The organism is Aeromonas sp. s13, assembly GCF_040907905.1.
Classification (GTDB): domain Bacteria; phylum Pseudomonadota; class Gammaproteobacteria; order Enterobacterales; family Aeromonadaceae; genus Aeromonas; species Aeromonas veronii.
The window spans coordinates 1-18,292 of the sequence record NZ_JBFOCS010000088.1; the positions used below are offsets into that span (position 1 = coordinate 1).

The following is an 18,292-nucleotide window of genomic DNA, read 5'->3' on the forward strand; positions in this document are numbered from 1 at the left end:
ATCTCGGCCGCCTTGCCGTTATCCAGCACCGCCTGCAGCTTGGCGCGGGCATCGCGCTCGTCGCTGGCCAAGCCTGCAGAGATAAGCATCTCGGCACACAGCGCCATGGTCACTTCGTGGATGCGCGGGTTGCGGTATTCACCGGTCAGGTAACGCACCGCTTCACGTACTTCCACCGCGTTACCGGCGCTGGAGGCCAGCACCTGGTTCATATCGGTCAAGAGCGCAGAGGTGCGGCAGCCGGCACCGTTGGCCACGGCCACAATGCTCTTGGCCAGCTCTTCGGAGGCTTCAAAAGTCGGCATAAAGGCGCCGGAGCCCACTTTCACATCCATCACCAGCGCTTCCAGCCCGGAGGCGAGCTTCTTGGAGAGGATGGAGCCGGTGATCATCGCGACAGATTCGACGGTGGCGGTGATGTCCCGTACTGCATAGATACGCTTGTCAGCGGGGGCGAGATCGCCGGTCTGGCCGATGATGGCGACACCCGCCTCTTTCACCACTTTCAGGAAACGATCGTTGTCGACCGAGGTCTGGTAGCCGGGAATGGCGTCCAGCTTGTCGAGGGTACCACCGGTGTGGCCCAGGCCACGGCCGGAGATCATCGGCACGAAACCGCCGCACGCAGCGACCATCGGGCCAAGCATCAGGGAGACAACGTCCCCCACCCCGCCGGTGGAGTGCTTGTCGACAATCGGGCCACCCAGATTGAGGTGATCCCAGGTCAGCACCATGCCGGAGTCGCGCATGGCGCAGGTCAGGGCAACCCGCTCATCCATGGTCATGTCTTTGAAGTAGACCGCCATCGCCAGCGCCGCAATCTGCCCCTCGCCGATGGTGTTGTTGGTAATGCCCTGAACGAAGAATTGAATTTCTTGGGTACTGAGCGCTTCACCGTTGCGCTTCTTGCGAATAATTTCTTGAGGCAAAAACATCTTTCATTCCCTCCGCCATTGCTGGCGTTACACAAGCCTGAATCCTTGCCCGCACACCGCATGGTGGGGGCTAACAGGGCGGACAGCAGTCCGCCCTCTCATCAACCTATTAGTAACCGCTGGTGTTGGCTGGCTTGTCGCCATGCCCCAGAGTGGCCAGCAGACTGGCCAGCAGGCTGGATGCACCAAAGCGGAAGGTACGGGCGGATACCCAGTCGTTGCCGAGGATCTCTTCGGCCATGGCCAGGTACTGACCGGCAACAGCTGCGTCTTTCACACCACCAGCAGGCTTGAAGCCAACTTTCGGATTCTTGGCCTTGATCACTTCCATCATGATGCGTGCCGCTTCTGGGGTCGCATTGACCGGCACCTTGCCGGTGGAGGTCTTGATGAAGTCGGCACCGGCATCGATACAGATTTCGGAAGCGCGACGGATCAGCGCCTCTTCTTTCAGCTCGCCGGTTTCGATGATCACTTTCAGCAGCACGTTGGCAGCGCAGGCCTCTTTACAGGCTTTGACCAGATCAAAACCGATCTGTTCATTACCAGCCATGAAGGCGCGGTACGGGAACACCACGTCCACTTCGTCAGCACCGTAGGCGACTGCGGCACGGGTTTCGGCCACGGCGATCTCGATGTCGTCGTTGCCGTGCGGGAAGTTGGTCACGGTCGCAATGCGTACGTCGGCAGCGCCGATCTCACGCAGGGTCTTGCGAGCGATAGGGATAAAACGGGGGTAGATGCAGACGGCGGCGGTCAGGCCAGCCGGTGACTTGGCCTTATGGCACAGGTCGATCACCTTCTGATCGGTATCGTCGTCGTTCAGGGTGGTCAGGTCCATCAGGTTCAGGGCGCGCTGAGCGGCCACTTTCAGATCAGTCATTCTGTTCTCCTCAGTCATTCTACTCTCCAATTCGGATTTATTAACTTAATAAAACAATCATCATCCTTATCTAAAATTTAAGGCATGGCAAATAGTCTAATCAAATAATGGTCATAGACACTGACTGTTGCAGATTCGTGTTTATCAATGCCACATTTAAAGGGCAATGATAAAGAAAGGAGGGAATGTTAGGCCAGAAATACGATGAATTTAAACATAACATATCACTATACGGAGTTTACATGTCTTGTTTCAAAGCAGCTTTCATTTTCCTAGCTCCTAATGTCAATCCAGAACTTGATTTTCAGTGGGTTAAAACAGATAGCGTTCATGTTAAAACAATAGCAGTATCTAGCTATCAAGAAGCATGCTTACAGCTTGATGATTTATATTCAGAAGGTATCAGAGCTATAGAGCTATGTGCAGGATTTGGACATGTCGGTGTTGCAAAAGTTAAAGAACAATGCTTGGGGCGCATGCAGGTAGGTGTTGTAAGATTTGATATACACCCATGCCTTGATAATGTCAGTGGTGATGTTTTATTCAGTTAAACTGTATGTTTTCATTAACCAAGAGAAAAGAAAAATGAAACTAAAAAAAATTTCAGCATTCATGTTTGGCCTTTCCGCAATTGCATCATTCAATTCATTTGCGGATATCAACTATGAACTCCAACCCGGTATTAATAAAGTAAATTTCCTAAGTGAAAACACAAGAATTTCAGGAAATTTATTCTTGCCTAAGGATTTTAATCCGGCTAAAAAGTACCCTGCTATCGTGGTGATAACTCCAGCCAGTGGCGTAAAAGAGCAAACCGCCGGAATTTACGCAAAAAAAATGGCTGAGAAGGGTTATGTCACTTTAGCATTTGACCACAGAACATATGGTGAAAGTGGTGGTATGCCTCGAGGCATGGAAAATGCTCCGATGAAAGTGGAAGATATTAAAAATGCAATTAGCTTCATCCGTTCTATTCCAGGTGTTGATGATGAGCGAGTTGCTGAACTAGGATTATGTTCTGGTGCTGGTTACGGTCTTCAAACTGCCTATCAAGATTCACGAGTAAAATCGCTAGCTGTTGTTAGCGCCTTTATTGACTTCACTGATTATGGCATGGGTGGCGCAACTCAATATGCAAACATGCTCAACGGCTCCCCTGTTAAGCAATATCAACAGCAAATTAAATGGGCTAGTGATGCTCGTCAAAAATACTTTGAAACCGGTGAGGTACTCTATGTAGATGGGATCCCTGCTGCAGGTTCTGGTCTTGGTGAATTCTGGGATCAAGCTGCAGATTACTACCGAAATAGCAAGCGCGGTGGTGCCGTAGCAACATACACCCCCAAGAGAGCAGCTATCTCATTAGATTCAAGATATGCATTTAACCCAACTGAACACATTGAATTGCTTGAAGGAAAGCCATTTATGGCGATCATTGGGTCAGAGGCATTGTCTGCTCCATTTAGTAAAATTGCTGTGGAACGTGCAAAACAGAAAAAAATTGATGCCACACTTTTTACCATCAAAGGTGCTGGCCACTTTGACCTGTATGACCAAGATAAGTATGTTAATCAGGCTGTTATAAAACTGGATGAATTTTATAAAAAGACCATTTTTTAACTACATATAGTACCATTGCCCTAACTAAGTCGTTGTTTTTAGAACCTCTCAGATGAATTGTTTGGGAGGTTCTTTTTTCTATAGCCTAAGGCTATGGGTATCATTGGCAAACGGTATTTTATTAATGACACCATGCTATGTACTCTATCGTTAATAAAGTGGAGGGAAATATGGTTGATATTAGACTGTTACGTTTGTTTATAGCTATCTATGAAGAAAAAAACTTAACTCTTGCTGCGGAAAAATGTCACATTACGCAGCCATCCATATCTGCCGCATTGAAACAACTTGAGGAACTACTTGGCAACGATCTTTTTTTACGAGATAAAAAGGGAGTTCAACCACTTAACAGTGCCCACGAGTTATATCCTCACGCAAAGCGTCTTGTGAATGACAGCGCTACAATCTCAACTTTATTCATGTCAAAGGCAACAACACCTAAAATAAGTGTTGGGATCTGCAACTCCATCAGTAAATATAAAACTGCGACAACACTTTCTCATTTAGAACGTTTGGCACCTAATTGCCATTTTATTTTGACCTCATCAGATAAATCTGATTGCAGAATTGGATTCGAAAAAGACAAAAATGATACTGATCTATTTATCCCGTTATGGGAAGAGAAGTTTGTTTTTGTTACAAAAGAGAACATTTCAGCACCAAGTAAAATCGAAGATTTTTATCACTTAGATTTTATAGAGTGCCCCAGTTGTGAAGTTCACCAAGAAGTGCTCGGATTAATATCATCAAAGAACATTGCATTGAACATTGTGTCTACAGCAGAAACAAAGGAACAGGCTTTTTTGTTAGCTCTTGCGGGTTTAGGTAGTTGCTTCCTTCCTATGGGACTAGTTGAAAAAGTATCAGACATAAACGTTTTTGATATTAATCTCCCCATTAGAGGTCGAAGCGTAGGGCTATGTATGCCATCCCATCAAGCGATAAACCCAGTACTAAAAAAAATACGAAGCGATGCAAAATTAATTTCTATAGAAAACTTTTAATAATTCACATAAATTCAATATAAAATGGGGAAAGCTATGATAACAATCAAATCAAAAATCAGTTTTTATAGCCAAGAAAACAAACTAATTGGATATCTATATCAACCTGACAACATTGTGGATAATGAAGTACGATCTACGATTCTTCTTGTCCCACCTCAAGCCGGTGTTAAAGAGCAAACTGTTGATGAGTATGCTCAGCGATTATCTGCACATGGTTTTATTTGCCTGACATTTGATCATGCAACTTTTGGTGACAGTGAAGGTGAACCCAGATTCTATGAAAATCCATATAATAAGTCAGAAGATATTTCTGCAGCAGTTACCTACTTATCAACATTAGATATAGTTGATAAAAAATCAATTTTTGGTTTAGGAATCTGCTCCGGCGGAGGATACTTATCACATACAGCTGTTACCGATAGAAGAATATCAAAAGTTGCAACCGTAAATGCGTACTTCGATCATCGAGGTTTTTATCGCAGCTTATTCTCTCAAAAGAATTTAGATGAATTACTCTCATCAGTAAATAATGCTAGATTACAATTTGTAAATGGTGAGGCGATTTCATATTTACCGCATGCGCCAGAAAACTGCACGCCTGACATGCCGAAACTATTTCAAGAGTTTTATGAATATTATATGACAGACCGGGGAATAAAAGGAAAGTACGAGAGTAAATTTTTACCATGGAGCTATGAGAAGCTATTGACATTTTCAGCGCTAGATAACGCGAAATTTTTAGCGCCAACGCCACTACTCATGATAATTGGTGAGTTAGCAGGCTCTAAAAATGAGAGTGAACAAATGTATAAAGAAGCAAGTGAGCCTAAAGAACTATTCGAAATAGGTGGCGCCAACCACATTGATCTCTATGACAAAAGCATATTTGTTGAAAGAGCAATCGATAAACTGATAGCATTTTATCGTTCATAGCATATCGAACATGAAATAACTCCCCTATTTTTATTCTATGATACTTTGCCAATACCGGACTAACACCGGTATTGGCTGTGTGTTTAAATAACATTTACGTTAAATATAAAGCTCGTCAGTTTTGGATTTTCGTATTTAATTTAACACTGACCACAATTAAGCATTTCCACTGTTTTACCATTTTTGTTGTGCATTGATGTCACAGAATTCCGTAACCTCCCTCCCCCGCCAGCAAGCGGGTCGCGGGAAAACGCTGCGCGGGATCCTGGCTAAAGAACTGGCTCAGTTGCCGGTATACCGCGGGATAGACCTGCTGCAGCCGCAGCGGATCGGCAAAGAAACACTCGCAGCTGACGGCAAAAAACTCCGCGGGATGTTCGGCGGCATAGGGATCGATATCGGTCACTTCGTCCCGATCAAGCTGCTGGCAGAGCGTATCGAAGGCGCTCTGAAAGGCCTGTTGCCACAGCTGGCTGCTCATCTGCCCCGGCAACGGCGGCGCGCCGTCCGCCTCCCCCCCAAGCATGTCGAGCTTGTGGGCCAGCTCGTGGATCACCAGATTAAAGCCGTCCCAGTCGCCATCCTGCTGCAGTTCGCTCCAGGCCAGCACCAGCGGCCCTTGCGGCCAGGATTCGCCAGCGTTCTCCTCTTCAAACTCGCTCACCAGCCCGAACTCATCCTGCACCTCCTGAAGCCGAGTGACGGGCTCGGGAATGATGATGATTTCGTGAAAGCCGCGATACCAGTCGATACCGAGATGAAGAATGGGCAACGCCGCCTGCAGCGCCAGCACCGCCTGTTGGCGTGGGCTGAGATCTACCCCGATCAGGGTCAGGGTCTTGCGCTTGAGTAGCTGTTGCCCCAACCCGATAAGCGTCGTCTGCTCGGTGTCGCTGAGCCCTTGCAAGATGGGCACAGCCGCCAGCGCCTGACGCCACAATGCCAACTCATCCTCACTCATGGACGTTTGCGGGCGACCACCCAGCCATTTGAACCATCCCAGCACGCCTACTCCTTCTTTTGATGCAAAAAACAGGTTACAGCAGTTTGACGAACCGTTTCGGCCGCTCTTGATAATCCTGCGCCAGATAGAAACAGTGGGCTGCCTCGCGCTTGAGACTGCTGGATAGCTCCAGCTGGGCGCAACCTGCGGCCCGCGCCATCGCTTCAGCGCCCTTGAGCAAGGCTGCACCCACTCCCGCCCCTCTTGCCCCTTCATCGACAACCAGCGCCGAGATCAGGCCCCAAGCTGGTGCAACATGCAGCGGTGCCAGCTTGTGCCACACCAGCACGCCGACCACCTTGTCGGCCAGGGATGCGAGCAGCACAACGCTCGCGGGATCCGGCGCCAACAGACGCTCCGTCACGTCAGCGCCTTCGGCAGGATATCCCAATTGGGTGAACAGGTGGGCGATTGCGCTCCCGTCGTCGGCCTCAGGGGGACGGATCGTCAACGTCTCAGGATCATTTTTCATTGTTGGCCTCATGTTTGCTTTCCATTGTGTTACGCCCGTCACATTGTCCGGCGCAGATCAACAAGGAGGATCTCATCTTTACTCATAGAAAACGCTGCCTGCCATTATCCCCCCACCCTTGTCAATTCACAAATTTGCAACAAGGCAACATTTTTCGCTGGGAAGCACCGATACAACTCGATATGTTACAAGCCATGCATGGCGCGTGTTTGCGCTCTGCTTAACCCCTCAACCTCGCGCTCATTTGTTAACTGGATTGTTAACAAACAGGGCCGAAAACAGTGACAGAGAGCGAGGCCAAGATCTCGCCAAGACAGCGCCACAAACACAACAAAGGAGTTGTTGTACATGAATGAAATCGTCAATGCCATCAATGGTGTAATCTGGAGCCCTGCGCTCATCTACCTGTGTCTGGGGGTCGGTCTTTACTTCTCCCTGCGCACCCGTTTTTTGCAACTGCGTCATATCAAAGAGATGGTGCGCCTGATGTTTGATGGCAAGAGCACCGATGCCGGTGTCTCCTCCTTCCAGGCGCTGGCCATGACCCTGGCCGGTCGCGTGGGTACCGGTAACATCGCCGGTGTGGCCACCGCCATCACCTTCGGGGGCCCGGGCGCCCTGTTCTGGATGTGGATGGTCGCCTTCCTCGGCGCCAGCTCCGCCTTCGTGGAGTCCACCCTGGGTCAGGTTTACAAAGAGAAGATCAACGGTGAATACCGCGGCGGCCCGGCCTTTTACATCGAGAAAGGGCTTGGCATGAAGTGGTACGCCTGGACCTTCGCCATCGCTACCGTCTTCGCCTGCGGCGTGCTGCTGCCGGGCGTGCAGGCCAACTCCATCGGCTCCAGCCTGCAGACCGCCTTTAATATTGATCCGAACGTCACCGCCGCCGGTCTGGCGCTGCTGCTCGGCTTTATTATCTTCGGCGGCGTCAAGCGTATCGCCAGCTTTGCCAGTACCGTGGTGCCCTTTATGGCGCTGGGCTACATCATCGTGGCTTGCGTCATCATCGCCCTCAATATCGGCCAGCTGCCGGGCGTGATCCTGCTGATCTGGAAGAGCGCCTTCGGTCTGGATGCCGGTTTCGGTGCCATTCTGGGTCTAGCCATCATGTGGGGGGTAAAACGCGGGGTCTACTCCAACGAAGCCGGTCAGGGTACCGGGCCGCACGCCTCCTCTGCGGCGGCAGTGAGTCACCCGGCCAAGCAGGGTTTGGTTCAGGCGTTCTCCGTCTATATCGACACCCTGTTCGTCTGCTCCGCCACCGGCTTTATGCTGCTGATCACCGGCCTCTATAACGTACAAGGGCCGGACGGCGCCGCCATCTACACGGGGATTGCCGGTATCGCAGCAGGCCCGGGCTATGTGCAGACCGCCATGGAGAGCATGATGCCGGGCTTTGGCAGCATTTTCGTGGCTATCGCGCTGTTCTTCTTCGCGTTCACCACCATCGTTGCCTACTACTACATCGCCGAAACCAACATCGCCTACATCAACCGCAAGATTAATCGCCCCTGGCTCACCTTCTTGCTGAAGATTGCGCTGATGGCTGCCACTGTCTACGGCACCGTCAAGACGGCGGATCTGGCGTGGGGCATGGGTGATATCGGGGTTGGCCTGATGGCATGGCTCAACATCATCGCCATTCTGCTGCTGCAAAAGACCGCCTTCACCTGTCTGAAGGATTATGAAGCGCAGCAGGCACAAGGGATTGACCCCGTATTCCACCCGGAGAAGCTCGGCATCAAGAACGCCGATTACTGGGTGGGCAAACGCTCCGAAGAAAACCTGGAGCGGGAGAAATCGGGCCATCAGTTCGAGCCGGATCAGGATCGCAAGACCTCCTGAACCAGAACGACATAAGACATCAATAAAAATGGCAGCCTCGGCTGCCATTTCTTTTTCCTGTCACCTCATCTCAGAGCGGATTGCGGCGCGGCCCGAAGGGCAGTCGCCAGCGAAACAGGCTGTTAAGGGTTGCCCGCCACTGATTTGGTCGCCCCAGGATCTGCTTTTGCAGGCTGGTCTCCTCTTTGAGCATGGCTTCATCGCTGCGGGCCCAGGCCTGGCTGTAGAGCTGCTTGATCCCCGCCAGTGCATCCGGCGACTTGGTGATCAGGGTACGTGCAAACTCTCGCGCCTCCACCAGCGGATCGGCGCAAACACGGCTTACCAGCCCGAGGGATTTGGCCTCGACGGCATCCAGCTCGCGCCCGCTCATGGCCAGCTCCATAGCGGTATCCAGCCCCATCAGGTTGCGCATGGTGACACTGCCGCTCATGTCGGGGATGATCCCCCACTTGATCTCCATCACCGAGAAGCGGCAATCGGGGGTGCTGAAGCGAAAATCGGCCCCGAGCGCAATCTGCAAGCCACCGCCAAAACAGACTCCCTGAGTCACCGCAATCACCGGCACCGGCAGTTGATGCCAACCATAGGCAACCCGCTGGGCCAGATTGGTCGCTTCGTCCGCTTCACGCTTGAGAATATCGAGCGCCGCCACCGGCTGTCTCAGCATGGATTTCACATCCAGCCCGGCGCAGAAGGCCCGCCCCTCGCCGTGCAGGATCACCGCCCTCAGCCCCTTGTGCCGGGCGAGCTGCGTCAGCGTCTCGTCGATGGCGCTGAACATGCCGCGGTCCAACGCATTGAGTTTATCCCCCCGCGTCAGCATCACTTCGGCAATCCCGTCGTGGATCTCGCACTTGATCCTTGGTTTTTCCATCTCCCTTGTCCTCTCCTTGATCCCTGAAACTGACTCACTGGTCATACCACCACGTTATCAGAGTGTGAACAGGCGGTACAGCTGAGACTAAAGTCGGCTGGTCGTCTCCCCCTCCCTTTGTCACACTGGGAGCTGCATGAGTGCCGCAAGCCAGCAGAGGACGCTGTCATGTCAACCCTGTTCAATTTTGCCAGACCACCGTTCGACCGACTGGGCGAGGAGGCGCGCGAACGGCTCTCCCGTCACCTCTCGCTCTGCTATTTTCGGGCTGGCGATATTCTGCTCAAGGAGGGGGACGAACCTCCCGGCCTCTATCTCATCATCAAGGGGGCGGTGGAAGAGTCTGCCCCTCACCACCAGTTTGGTGATTACGGGGTCGATGACCTGTTCGATGTGCGCGCCCAGTTTGACGGCCGCTGCCGCCACCGCTTCACCGCGCTGGAAGATAGCCTCTGCCAGCTCATCCCTCGCCACACCTTTCTGACGCTCTGTGAGCAGGATCCGCAGTTTGCCAGCTACTTCACCGCCAATCTGGCCGAGCGCCAGCGCCAGCAGGAGCAACGCGAACAACTGGGTCAGAAGAATCTGGCGGAATTTATCCTGACCCGCATCGAACCCGGCCACCTGCAGGCACCGCTTATCGTCGACAGCAAGCTATCACTGCTGGCGGCGACCGAAGCCATGGTGAGCAAGGGGACCGATTGCCTGCTCTACCCGGCCCACGACGGCTCCCTCACGCTGGCAACCCGCAAGACCTTGCTCCATGCCTTGACCCTCAAGGGATTGCCGCTGACAGCCCCCCTCTCGGTGCTGACCCCCATGCCCCTGATTGGTCTGCCGCTGGAGAGCTATCTGTTTGATGCCCTGCTGCTGATGACCCGCCATCGCATCAAGCGACTGGTGGTGTGGCGTGGCAATGAGGTGGCGGGGATCCTGCAACTGACTCAGGTGCTGGGGCTCTTCTCTACCCACTCCCACGTGCTGACGTTGCGCATCGCCCGCGCCGACAGCCTGCCGGCGCTGGAGGCGGTCGCCCGCGAGCAGCAGCAATTGACCCGCTCGCTGTTTGCCCAGGGGATCCACACCGCCTTTTTGATGAAGCTCATCGCCACCATCAACGAACAGCTGATCGCCAAAGCCTTTGCGCTGGTGATCCCCCCCAGGGTGCAGGATAACGTCTGCCTGTTGATGCTGGGTTCGGAGGGGCGCGGCGAGCAGATCCTCAAAACCGACCAGGACAACGCCCTGATCCTGCCAGAAGGGCTGGCATGGCCCACCCAGGCAGCCGATCTGGCCGAATTCAGCGCCCTGCTGGAGCGCCTAGGCTACCCGCTGTGCCCCGGGCAGGTGATGGTGAACAATCCGGCCTGGGTGAAAACAGGCATCGAGTGGCAAAGCGCCATTGCCTGCGCCTGCACCACGGCAAAAGAGGATGAGCTGCTGTGGCTCGCCACCCTGGCCGATGCTCACCCCATCGCGGGGGATCGACAGCTCCATCTGCCGGTTGCCAGAGCGCTGCGCGAGCAGTTGGCGGACAGACGGGATCTGCTGGCGGAGATGGTGCGACCGGCGGTGGCCTTTCATGCCCCGCTCACCCTGTTTGGCCGACTGGAGCAGCCGCCGGAAGGGCTGGATCTGAAGCGGGGCGGCCTGTTCCCGCTGGTGCACGGTATCCGGATGCTGGCCATTGAGGCAGGCATTCTGGAGACCTCGACCCTGGGGCGCATCGATGCCTTGGTGGCCGCCGAGCGGCTCAGTGCCGACTATGGCAGCAATCTGGCAGAGGCGTTTCGGCTCTTTATCCGGTTGCGACTGCGCAGCCAGCTCAAAGGGGGCAACAGCCGGGTACAGGTCAGCGAGCTTAGCCACAGCGAGCGGGATCTGTTGCGCCAGGCGCTGCATCAGGTGAAGAAGTTCCAGCAGTGGCTCACCTTGCACTTTCGTCTGAGACAATAGCCATGTTGAGCCGCGCTCGACGCTACTGGTATGGCCGTACGTTCCGAACTGGCGAGTTCGCGCCACTCTTTGCCACCCCACCGAAAGATGAACGGATCGCTCTCGATTTCGAGACCACCAGTCTCGATCCCGAGCAGGCCGAGATCGTCTCCATCGGGGCGGTGCGCATTCAGGGTAACCGGCTGCTGACCGGCGAAGCCCTCGCCATCAAAGTACAGCCACCGGCCAGCCTGACCAGCCAATCTGTGGTGATCCACGGTCTGCGCCATCAGGATCTGCAACAGGGGATGGAGCTGGAAGCCGCGCTGCGCCTGCTGCTCGACTTTATCGGCCCCCGTGAACTGGTGGGCTATCACATCGCCTACGATCTGCGTATTCTCAATCTCGTCTGCCAGAAATTGTGGGGATTGACCCTGCCCCAGCGAGGGATCGAGGTGAGCCAGCTTTATCATGACCACCTCTATCGCCGCTATCCCGATGCGGCCATTGACCTGCACTTGAGTGCCATCTGCAGCCACCTTGAACTGCCATCCCTGCCCGCCCACGATGCCCTTGCCGATGCCACTACAGCCGCGCTCATCTATCTGCGCCTGACCTGCGGCTCACCGCTCACTTATCCCAAAGTCTAATTGTCGAGAAATAACATTTAATTCACATTTTGCTTACATGAGCAGATTGCCTGCTCGTCGGGGTTACCCCATCCACCGCTGACACTCATGTCATGGAGAACTGCAATGGAACAGCAAAGCTATCTGAGGATCCAGCAAGATCCCAACTTCCAGGAGCTGGTCGCCAAGCGCCAGCGTTTTGCCTGGGCCCTCTCGGCTCTGATGCTGGGACTCTACCTGGCGTTTATTCTGCTCATCGCCTTTGCCCCCGGTTGGCTGGGCACCCCGCTCAGCGACAGTACCACCGTCACCCGTGGCATTCCGGTCGGGGTGGGACTGATCCTCTCCTCCTTCGTGTTGACCGGCATCTATGTGTTTCGGGCCAACGGCGAGTTTGACGAGCTCAATCAGAAGATCCTCAAGGGAGTGCAGTCATGAGCGCAAAAAGCATGAAAGGCAAGTGGCTGCTGTTGACCTCACTGGCCTCCTCCCCCCTGCTGGCAGCGGATGCGCTGACCGGCGAAGTACAACGCCAACCCCTCAATGTGTCGGCCATCGTGATGTTCGTGGTCTTTGTGGCCGCTACCCTGTTCATCACCTACTGGGCCTCCAAGCGCAACCGCTCGGCTTCTGACTACTATGCCGCCGGTGGCCGTATCACCGGCTTCCAGAACGGTCTGGCCATCGCCGGTGACTATATGTCCGCCGCCTCCTTCCTCGGGATCTCCGCGCTGGTCTACACCTCCGGCTATGATGGCCTGATTTACTCCATCGGCTTTCTGGTGGGCTGGCCCATCATCCTGTTCCTGATCGCCGAGCGGCTGCGCAACCTCGGCAAATACACCTTCGCCGATGTCGCCTCCTATCGTCTCAAACAGACTGAAGTACGCACCCTCTCCGCCTGCGGTTCGCTGGTGGTGGTCGCCCTCTACCTGATTGCCCAGATGGTCGGTGCCGGCAAACTGATCGAGCTGCTGTTTGGCCTGCAATACCATGTGGCCGTGGTGCTGGTCGGTATCCTGATGGTGCTCTACGTGCTGTTTGGCGGCATGCTGGCCACTACTTGGGTGCAGATCATCAAGGCTGTGATGCTGCTCTCCGGTGCCAGCTTCATGGCCATCATGGTCATGAAATCGGTCAACTTCGATATCGGTGCCCTGTTCAGCGAAGCGGTCAAGGTGCACGAGAAAGGGATCGCCATCATGAGCCCGGGTGGCCTGGTTGCTGACCCCATCTCCGCTATCTCGCTCGGTCTGGCATTGATGTTCGGTACCGCCGGTCTCCCCCATATCCTGATGCGTTTCTTCACCGTGAGCGATGCCAAAGAGGCGCGTAAATCGGTGTTCTACGCCACCGGCTTTATCGGCTACTTCTACATCCTCACCTTCATCATCGGCTTTGGCGCCATCTTGCTGGTGAGCACCAACCCGGCCTTCAAGGACGCCACCGGCGCCCTGCTGGGCGGCACCAACATGGCGGCAGTCCATCTGGCCAATGCGGTCGGTGGCAGCCTGTTCCTCGGCTTCATCTCCGCCGTGGCATTTGCCACCATTCTGGCGGTAGTTGCCGGATTGACCCTGGCCGGTGCCTCTGCGGTCTCCCATGACCTCTATGCCAGCGTGTTGAAGAAGGGCAAGGCCAACGAGACCGATGAACTGCGCGTCTCCAAGATGACGACTCTGGTGCTGGGCGTGGTTGCCATTGGTCTGGGGATCCTGTTCGAGAAGCAGAACATCGCCTTCATGGTGGGTCTGGCCTTCTCCATCGCCGCCAGCTGCAACTTCCCGGTGCTGTTCCTCTCCATGTTCTGGTCACGCCTGACCACCCGTGGCGCAGTCTACGGTGGCTGGCTGGGGCTGGTGAGCGCAGTGACCCTGATGATACTGGGCCCGACCGTGTGGGTGAAAGTGCTGGGCCATGCCCAGGCCATCTTCCCCTACGAATACCCTGCCCTCTTCTCCATGGGGTTGGCCTTCGTCGGGATCTGGTTCTTCTCCATCACTGACAGCTCCCAGAACGCCGCCGACGAACACGCCAAGTTCCTGCCGCAGTTCGTTCGCTCCCAGACCGGGCTGGGTGCCTCTGGCGCCACTTCCCACTAACAGATCAAGCTCATCCTTCCAAGCCGGCCTCGTGCCGGCTTTTTTTATTGCCCATCAATCGTCTGCACGCCCCGCTTGCCCCGATCAAGATCACACTTCTCGCTAAAACTTTCGGGGGATCTGTGCCATAATGCGCGCCATTTGACAGACCAATCGGGACACATACCTTGTTAAGTAGCAACAACATCACCATGCAGTTCGGCGCCAAGCCGCTGTTTGAGAACATCAACGTCAAGTTTGGCGGCGGCAACCGCTATGGCCTTATCGGCGCCAACGGCTGTGGCAAGTCCACCTTCATGAAGATCCTCGGCGGTGATCTGGAGCCCACTGGCGGTAATGTGAGCCTGGACGTCAACGAGCGCATCGGTAAGCTGCGTCAGGATCAGTTCGCCTACGAAGATATGCGCGTACTGGACGTGGTCATGATGGGTCACACCGAGCTGTGGGCGGCCATCGCCGAGCGCGATGCCATCTACGCCAACCTCGAAGCCACCGACGACGACTACATGAAGGCCGCCGAGCTGGAAGGTCTGGTCGCCGAGTATGACGGCTATACCGCCGAATCTCGCGCAGGCGAACTGCTGCTAGGTGCCGGTATTCCCATCGAGCAACACAACGGCCCGATGAGCGAAGTGGCCCCGGGCTGGAAACTGCGGGTGCTGCTGGCACAGGCGCTGTTCTCCAACCCCGACATCCTGTTGCTGGACGAACCGACCAACAACCTGGATATCAACACCATTCGCTGGCTGGAACAGGTGCTCAACGAACGTGAAAGCACCATGATCATCATCTCTCACGACCGTCACTTCCTTAACTCCGTCTGTACCCACATGGCGGATCTGGACTACGGTGAGCTGCGCGTCTATCCGGGCAACTACGATGACTACATGCTGGCCGCCACTCAGGCGCGCGAGCGTCTGCTGGCCGACAACGCCAAGAAGAAGGCCCAGATCGCCGATCTGCAATCCTTCGTCTCCCGTTTCAGTGCCAACGCCTCCAAGTCCAGCCAGGCGACCTCCCGCCTCAAGCAGATCGACAAGATCAAGATTGAGGAAGTGAAGGTCTCCAGCCGTCAGAACCCCTTCATCCGCTTCGAGCAGGAGAAGAAGCTCTACCGCAACATTCTGGAGATCGAAGGCCTGTCCAAAGGTTATGGCGAGGCGCCCCTGTTCAAGGGCCTCAACATGATGCTGGAAGTGGGTGAGAAGGTCGCCATTCTGGGTACCAACGGTATCGGTAAATCGACTCTGATCAAGACGCTGGTCGGGGATCTGGCACCGGATACCGGTACCATCAAGTGGTCCGAGAACGCCCAGATCGGTTACTACGCCCAGGATCACGCCGAAGATTTCGACACCGACCTCAACGTGTTCGACTGGATGGCCCAGTGGAAACAGGATAACGAAGACGAGCAGGCTGTGCGCTCCGTATTGGGTCGTCTGCTCTTCTCCCAGGACGACATCAAGAAGCCGGTCAAGGTGCTCTCCGGTGGTGAACAGGGCCGCATGCTGTTTGGCAAGCTGATGATGCAGCGCCCCAACATCCTGATCATGGATGAGCCGACCAACCACCTGGACATGGAATCTATCGAATCCTTGAACCTGGCACTCGAGATGTACAAGGGCACCCTGATCTTCGTCTCCCACGACCGCGAATTCGTCTCCTCTCTGGCGACCCGCATTCTGGAGCTGAGCGAAGATGGTATCCGCGACTTCGGCGGCACCTACGAGGATTACCTGCGCACCCAGGGCGTGGTATAACCCCACTCCTGCGCAAGTGCGCAATGCAAAACCGGCACTCAGGTGCCGGTTTTTTTATATCCCGTATTTAGACGACTGAGATGGCGTATAACAGTGGTGTGACTACACGCCACAGAGCAGATAGCAGATAGCAGATAGCAGATAGCAGATAGCAGATAGCAGATAGCAGATAGCAGATAGCAGATAGCAGAGCTTGAGTATCCCCCTCTTTTGCCCACAGATAAAAAAACGGCTCCATCAAGGAGCCGTTTTCAATGGATTGCGCAGTGCCGATTACTCGACGGTCGCTTCTACACTGGTGAAGTACTCGATCTTGGCTGCTTTGCGCAACTCGTCGATCAGAGACTTGTAATCCACCTGAGCTTTGCCCTGACCCAGCTGAGCTTGCAGCATGGCGGCCATGCCGGATGCGGCGGCAGGGACGTTGACCTTGTCCAGCGCAACCACAACGCGGTCACCTTTGGTCTCGGCAACCAGAGCCACGCTGGGCTTGCCGTCGATCGGATGGGGCAGCGTGAACGCCTGGGCAATCAGGTTCTGATCCAGCTCGCGATCGAAGCGGGCAACCCCTTTGTGGGTCTCCACTTTCAGACCGAGTGCAGTCAGATCGGCGGTGATGCTCTCACCGACTTTCAGCTTGTCCAGCAGGCCCTGGGCCTTACCACGGGCCACTTCGCTAGCCTTGTCATGCTTGATGGCGGCAATCACCTGCTCTTTCACCTCGGCCAGCGGCTTGACCGCTTTGGGCTTGTGACCAGTGATGTGCAGCACCAGCGCCTTGCCGTCAGCCAGCTCGATCACGTCGGAGTTGGTGTTGTCATCGCGCAGCTGTTCGGAGAACGCCACGGAGAGCACCTTGGGATCGTTCAGCGGAGCCGGAGCAGTCGCCTGGGTGAAGAAATCGGAAGATTGAACCTTCATCCCCATGGCATCAGCGGTCAGATCCAGCGAGTCCGGGTTTTCGAAGCTGTTGTCAGCCATCTTCTGCTGCTCGGCGAAGAATTTCTCCTTGGCCTTGTCAGCTTGCAGACGAGTGATGGTCTCTTCTTTCACATCGGCAAACGGCTTGGTCTGGGCTGCTTCAACCCCCAGCAGCTTGATGATGTGGAAACCGAACGGGCTCTTCACCACGCCGGAGAGATCGCCAGCCTTGTTCAGGGCGAACGCGGCTTTCTCGAAGGCCGGATCCATCACCCCTTTCTCGAACCAGTCCAGCTCGCCGCCTTTTTTGGCAGAGAAGGTATCGGAAGAGTCAGCCTTGGCCAGCGCAGCGAAATCATCACCCGCCTTGGCTTTGGCCAGCACGGCTTCTGCTTTCTGCTCGGCCGCTTTCTCGTCCTTGCCAAACGGGATCAGGATGTGAGCCACGTGGCGACGCTCGGCACGCTGGAACAGATCCTGGTGCTGATCGTAGTAATCCTGGGCATCCTGCTCGGTGACCTTGATATCCTTGGCGAGGTTGGCGGCGTCCAGCAGCAGATAGTCGACCTTGACCTGCTCGTCGTTCATGAAACGGGCGCCATTGGTCTTGTAGTACTGCTCCAGCTCGTTGTCGGAGACCTGAACGTCAGCCATGTAGTTGGCGGCAGCCAGACGCACCAGACGCAGATCGCGAGTCTGGTTGTAGAGCTTGTCGAGCTGCTCCGCTTCACCCTTGAGGGAGAATTCGGTGCCCAGCAGAGCGCTCATCAACTGTTGACGCACCATGTCCTGACGCAGGGAGTCACGGAACATTTCAGGAGTCATGCCGGCACGACGGATCAGCTGCAGATAGCGGTCATTGTTGAACTTGCCATTCTCGGCAAACTCCGGCATGGCCACGATGGCTTGCTTGATCTGTTCATCGCTGATGCGCAGACCCAGTTCACGGGCCTTGCTGTCCAGCAGTGCCTGGTCGATCAGCCGATCCAGAACGCCGCGGCGGAACTGTTTCATGTAATCGGGGTTCGCGGCCAGCTGGCTGAATGCCTCTCCCATCTGGGATTCCATGCGGGCGCGCTCGTTACGGTAGGCATTTTCCAGTGCCGCAGCACTGATCTCGGTGCCATTGACGGTGGCGGGGGCGGTACGGGCCGGGCCGTTCAGGTAACTACCTACACCAGCCAAGGCAAAGGAGAGGATGATCAGGCCCAAGATAACCTTGGCTACCTTGCCCTGCGCCCCTTCGCGTAGTTTATCCAACATCATGTTTGTACTTATGCTCCCGAACTCGATGGGCGTAAACAATAAAAAGGCGCACCGATTGCGATGCGCCTTGGTCAATCAGTATGAGAGAAGACTCTCTAACT

Annotated in this window: 16 protein-coding genes; 10 read left to right on the plus strand and 6 right to left on the minus strand. The window is 54.9% G+C overall.

Features of this window, described 5'->3' with window-relative positions:
• Together AB5Y82_RS20155 and deoC are read right to left on the minus strand one after the other, a co-directional pair.
• Positions 1–935: thymidine phosphorylase (locus AB5Y82_RS20155; protein WP_368174435.1), on the minus strand; the 935-nt coding region annotated here is incomplete at its 3' end.
• Between the two features lie 109 nt (positions 936–1,044).
• Positions 1,045–1,818 (minus strand): deoxyribose-phosphate aldolase, encoded by a 774-nt coding sequence (gene deoC, locus AB5Y82_RS20160; protein WP_164537714.1) that lies wholly within the window; start codon positions 1,816–1,818, stop codon positions 1,045–1,047.
• 185 nt (positions 1,819–2,003) lie between these two features.
• Between deoC and AB5Y82_RS20165 the strand changes: the two genes are divergently transcribed.
• The 4 genes from AB5Y82_RS20165 to AB5Y82_RS20180 all read left to right on the plus strand — a co-directional run bounded on the left by AB5Y82_RS20165 (position 2,004) and on the right by AB5Y82_RS20180 (position 5,378).
• Entirely contained in the window at positions 2,004–2,369 is a 366-nt protein-coding gene (locus tag AB5Y82_RS20165) for a DUF6506 family protein (protein ID WP_263717277.1), read from the plus strand.
• A gap of 34 nt (positions 2,370–2,403) precedes the next feature.
• Positions 2,404–3,438 (plus strand): alpha/beta hydrolase, encoded by a 1,035-nt coding sequence (locus tag AB5Y82_RS20170; protein WP_368174438.1) that lies wholly within the window; start codon positions 2,404–2,406, stop codon positions 3,436–3,438.
• Positions 3,439–3,575: 137 nt separating this feature from the next.
• Positions 3,576–4,442 carry a LysR family transcriptional regulator gene (locus AB5Y82_RS20175; protein WP_368174439.1) on the plus strand — a complete coding sequence of 289 codons (867 nt, stop codon included), beginning with the start codon at positions 3,576–3,578 and terminating at the stop codon, positions 4,440–4,442.
• Positions 4,443–4,478: 36 nt separating this feature from the next.
• Positions 4,479–5,378: an alpha/beta hydrolase gene (locus tag AB5Y82_RS20180; protein WP_069527295.1), complete on the plus strand. Its 900-nt coding sequence runs from the start codon at positions 4,479–4,481 to the stop codon at positions 5,376–5,378.
• Positions 5,379–5,577: 199 nt separating this feature from the next.
• On the opposite strand, the gene AB5Y82_RS20185 is transcribed toward AB5Y82_RS20180, so the two are convergent.
• The gene (locus AB5Y82_RS20185; RefSeq protein ID WP_368174447.1) at positions 5,578–6,339 is read right to left on the minus strand and encodes a zinc-dependent peptidase; all 762 of its coding nucleotides are present in this window, start codon (positions 6,337–6,339) and stop codon (positions 5,578–5,580) included.
• A gap of 76 nt (positions 6,340–6,415) precedes the next feature.
• The gene (locus tag AB5Y82_RS20190) at positions 6,416–6,853 is read right to left on the minus strand and encodes a GNAT family N-acetyltransferase (protein ID WP_319889678.1); all 438 of its coding nucleotides are present in this window, start codon (positions 6,851–6,853) and stop codon (positions 6,416–6,418) included.
• Between the two features lie 348 nt (positions 6,854–7,201).
• On the opposite strand from AB5Y82_RS20190, the gene AB5Y82_RS20195 reads away from it, so the two are divergent.
• The gene (locus AB5Y82_RS20195; RefSeq protein ID WP_005360093.1) at positions 7,202–8,701 is read left to right on the plus strand and encodes a sodium:alanine symporter family protein; all 1,500 of its coding nucleotides are present in this window, start codon (positions 7,202–7,204) and stop codon (positions 8,699–8,701) included.
• A gap of 70 nt (positions 8,702–8,771) precedes the next feature.
• Here the strand turns inward: AB5Y82_RS20195 and AB5Y82_RS20200 are convergent, their stop codons facing one another.
• Entirely contained in the window at positions 8,772–9,578 is an 807-nt protein-coding gene (locus AB5Y82_RS20200; RefSeq protein ID WP_368174440.1) for a crotonase/enoyl-CoA hydratase family protein, read from the minus strand.
• 168 nt (positions 9,579–9,746) lie between these two features.
• On the opposite strand from AB5Y82_RS20200, the gene AB5Y82_RS20205 reads away from it, so the two are divergent.
• The 5 genes from AB5Y82_RS20205 (at position 9,747) to AB5Y82_RS20225 (ending at position 16,004) form a co-directional block, all read left to right on the plus strand.
• Positions 9,747–11,534 carry a putative nucleotidyltransferase substrate binding domain-containing protein gene (locus AB5Y82_RS20205; protein ID WP_368174441.1) on the plus strand — a complete coding sequence of 596 codons (1,788 nt, stop codon included), beginning with the start codon at positions 9,747–9,749 and terminating at the stop codon, positions 11,532–11,534.
• Between the two features lie 2 nt (positions 11,535–11,536).
• Complete coding sequence (locus AB5Y82_RS20210) at positions 11,537–12,163, plus strand: 3'-5' exonuclease (protein ID WP_111900629.1); 627 nt, start codon at positions 11,537–11,539, stop codon at positions 12,161–12,163.
• 105 nt (positions 12,164–12,268) lie between these two features.
• Positions 12,269–12,580 (plus strand): DUF485 domain-containing protein, encoded by a 312-nt coding sequence (locus tag AB5Y82_RS20215; RefSeq protein ID WP_005336970.1) that lies wholly within the window; start codon positions 12,269–12,271, stop codon positions 12,578–12,580.
• A gap of 11 nt (positions 12,581–12,591) precedes the next feature.
• Positions 12,592–14,244 (plus strand): cation acetate symporter, encoded by a 1,653-nt coding sequence (locus AB5Y82_RS20220; protein ID WP_111900658.1) that lies wholly within the window; start codon positions 12,592–12,594, stop codon positions 14,242–14,244.
• Positions 14,245–14,411: 167 nt separating this feature from the next.
• Positions 14,412–16,004 (plus strand): ABC-F family ATPase, encoded by a 1,593-nt coding sequence (locus AB5Y82_RS20225; RefSeq protein ID WP_005336974.1) that lies wholly within the window; start codon positions 14,412–14,414, stop codon positions 16,002–16,004.
• A gap of 273 nt (positions 16,005–16,277) precedes the next feature.
• Here AB5Y82_RS20225 and ppiD read toward each other — a convergent pair whose 3' ends face one another.
• Entirely contained in the window at positions 16,278–18,191 is a 1,914-nt protein-coding gene (gene ppiD, locus AB5Y82_RS20230; protein ID WP_368174442.1) for a peptidylprolyl isomerase, read from the minus strand.
• Positions 18,192–18,292: the final 101 nt, after the last annotated feature.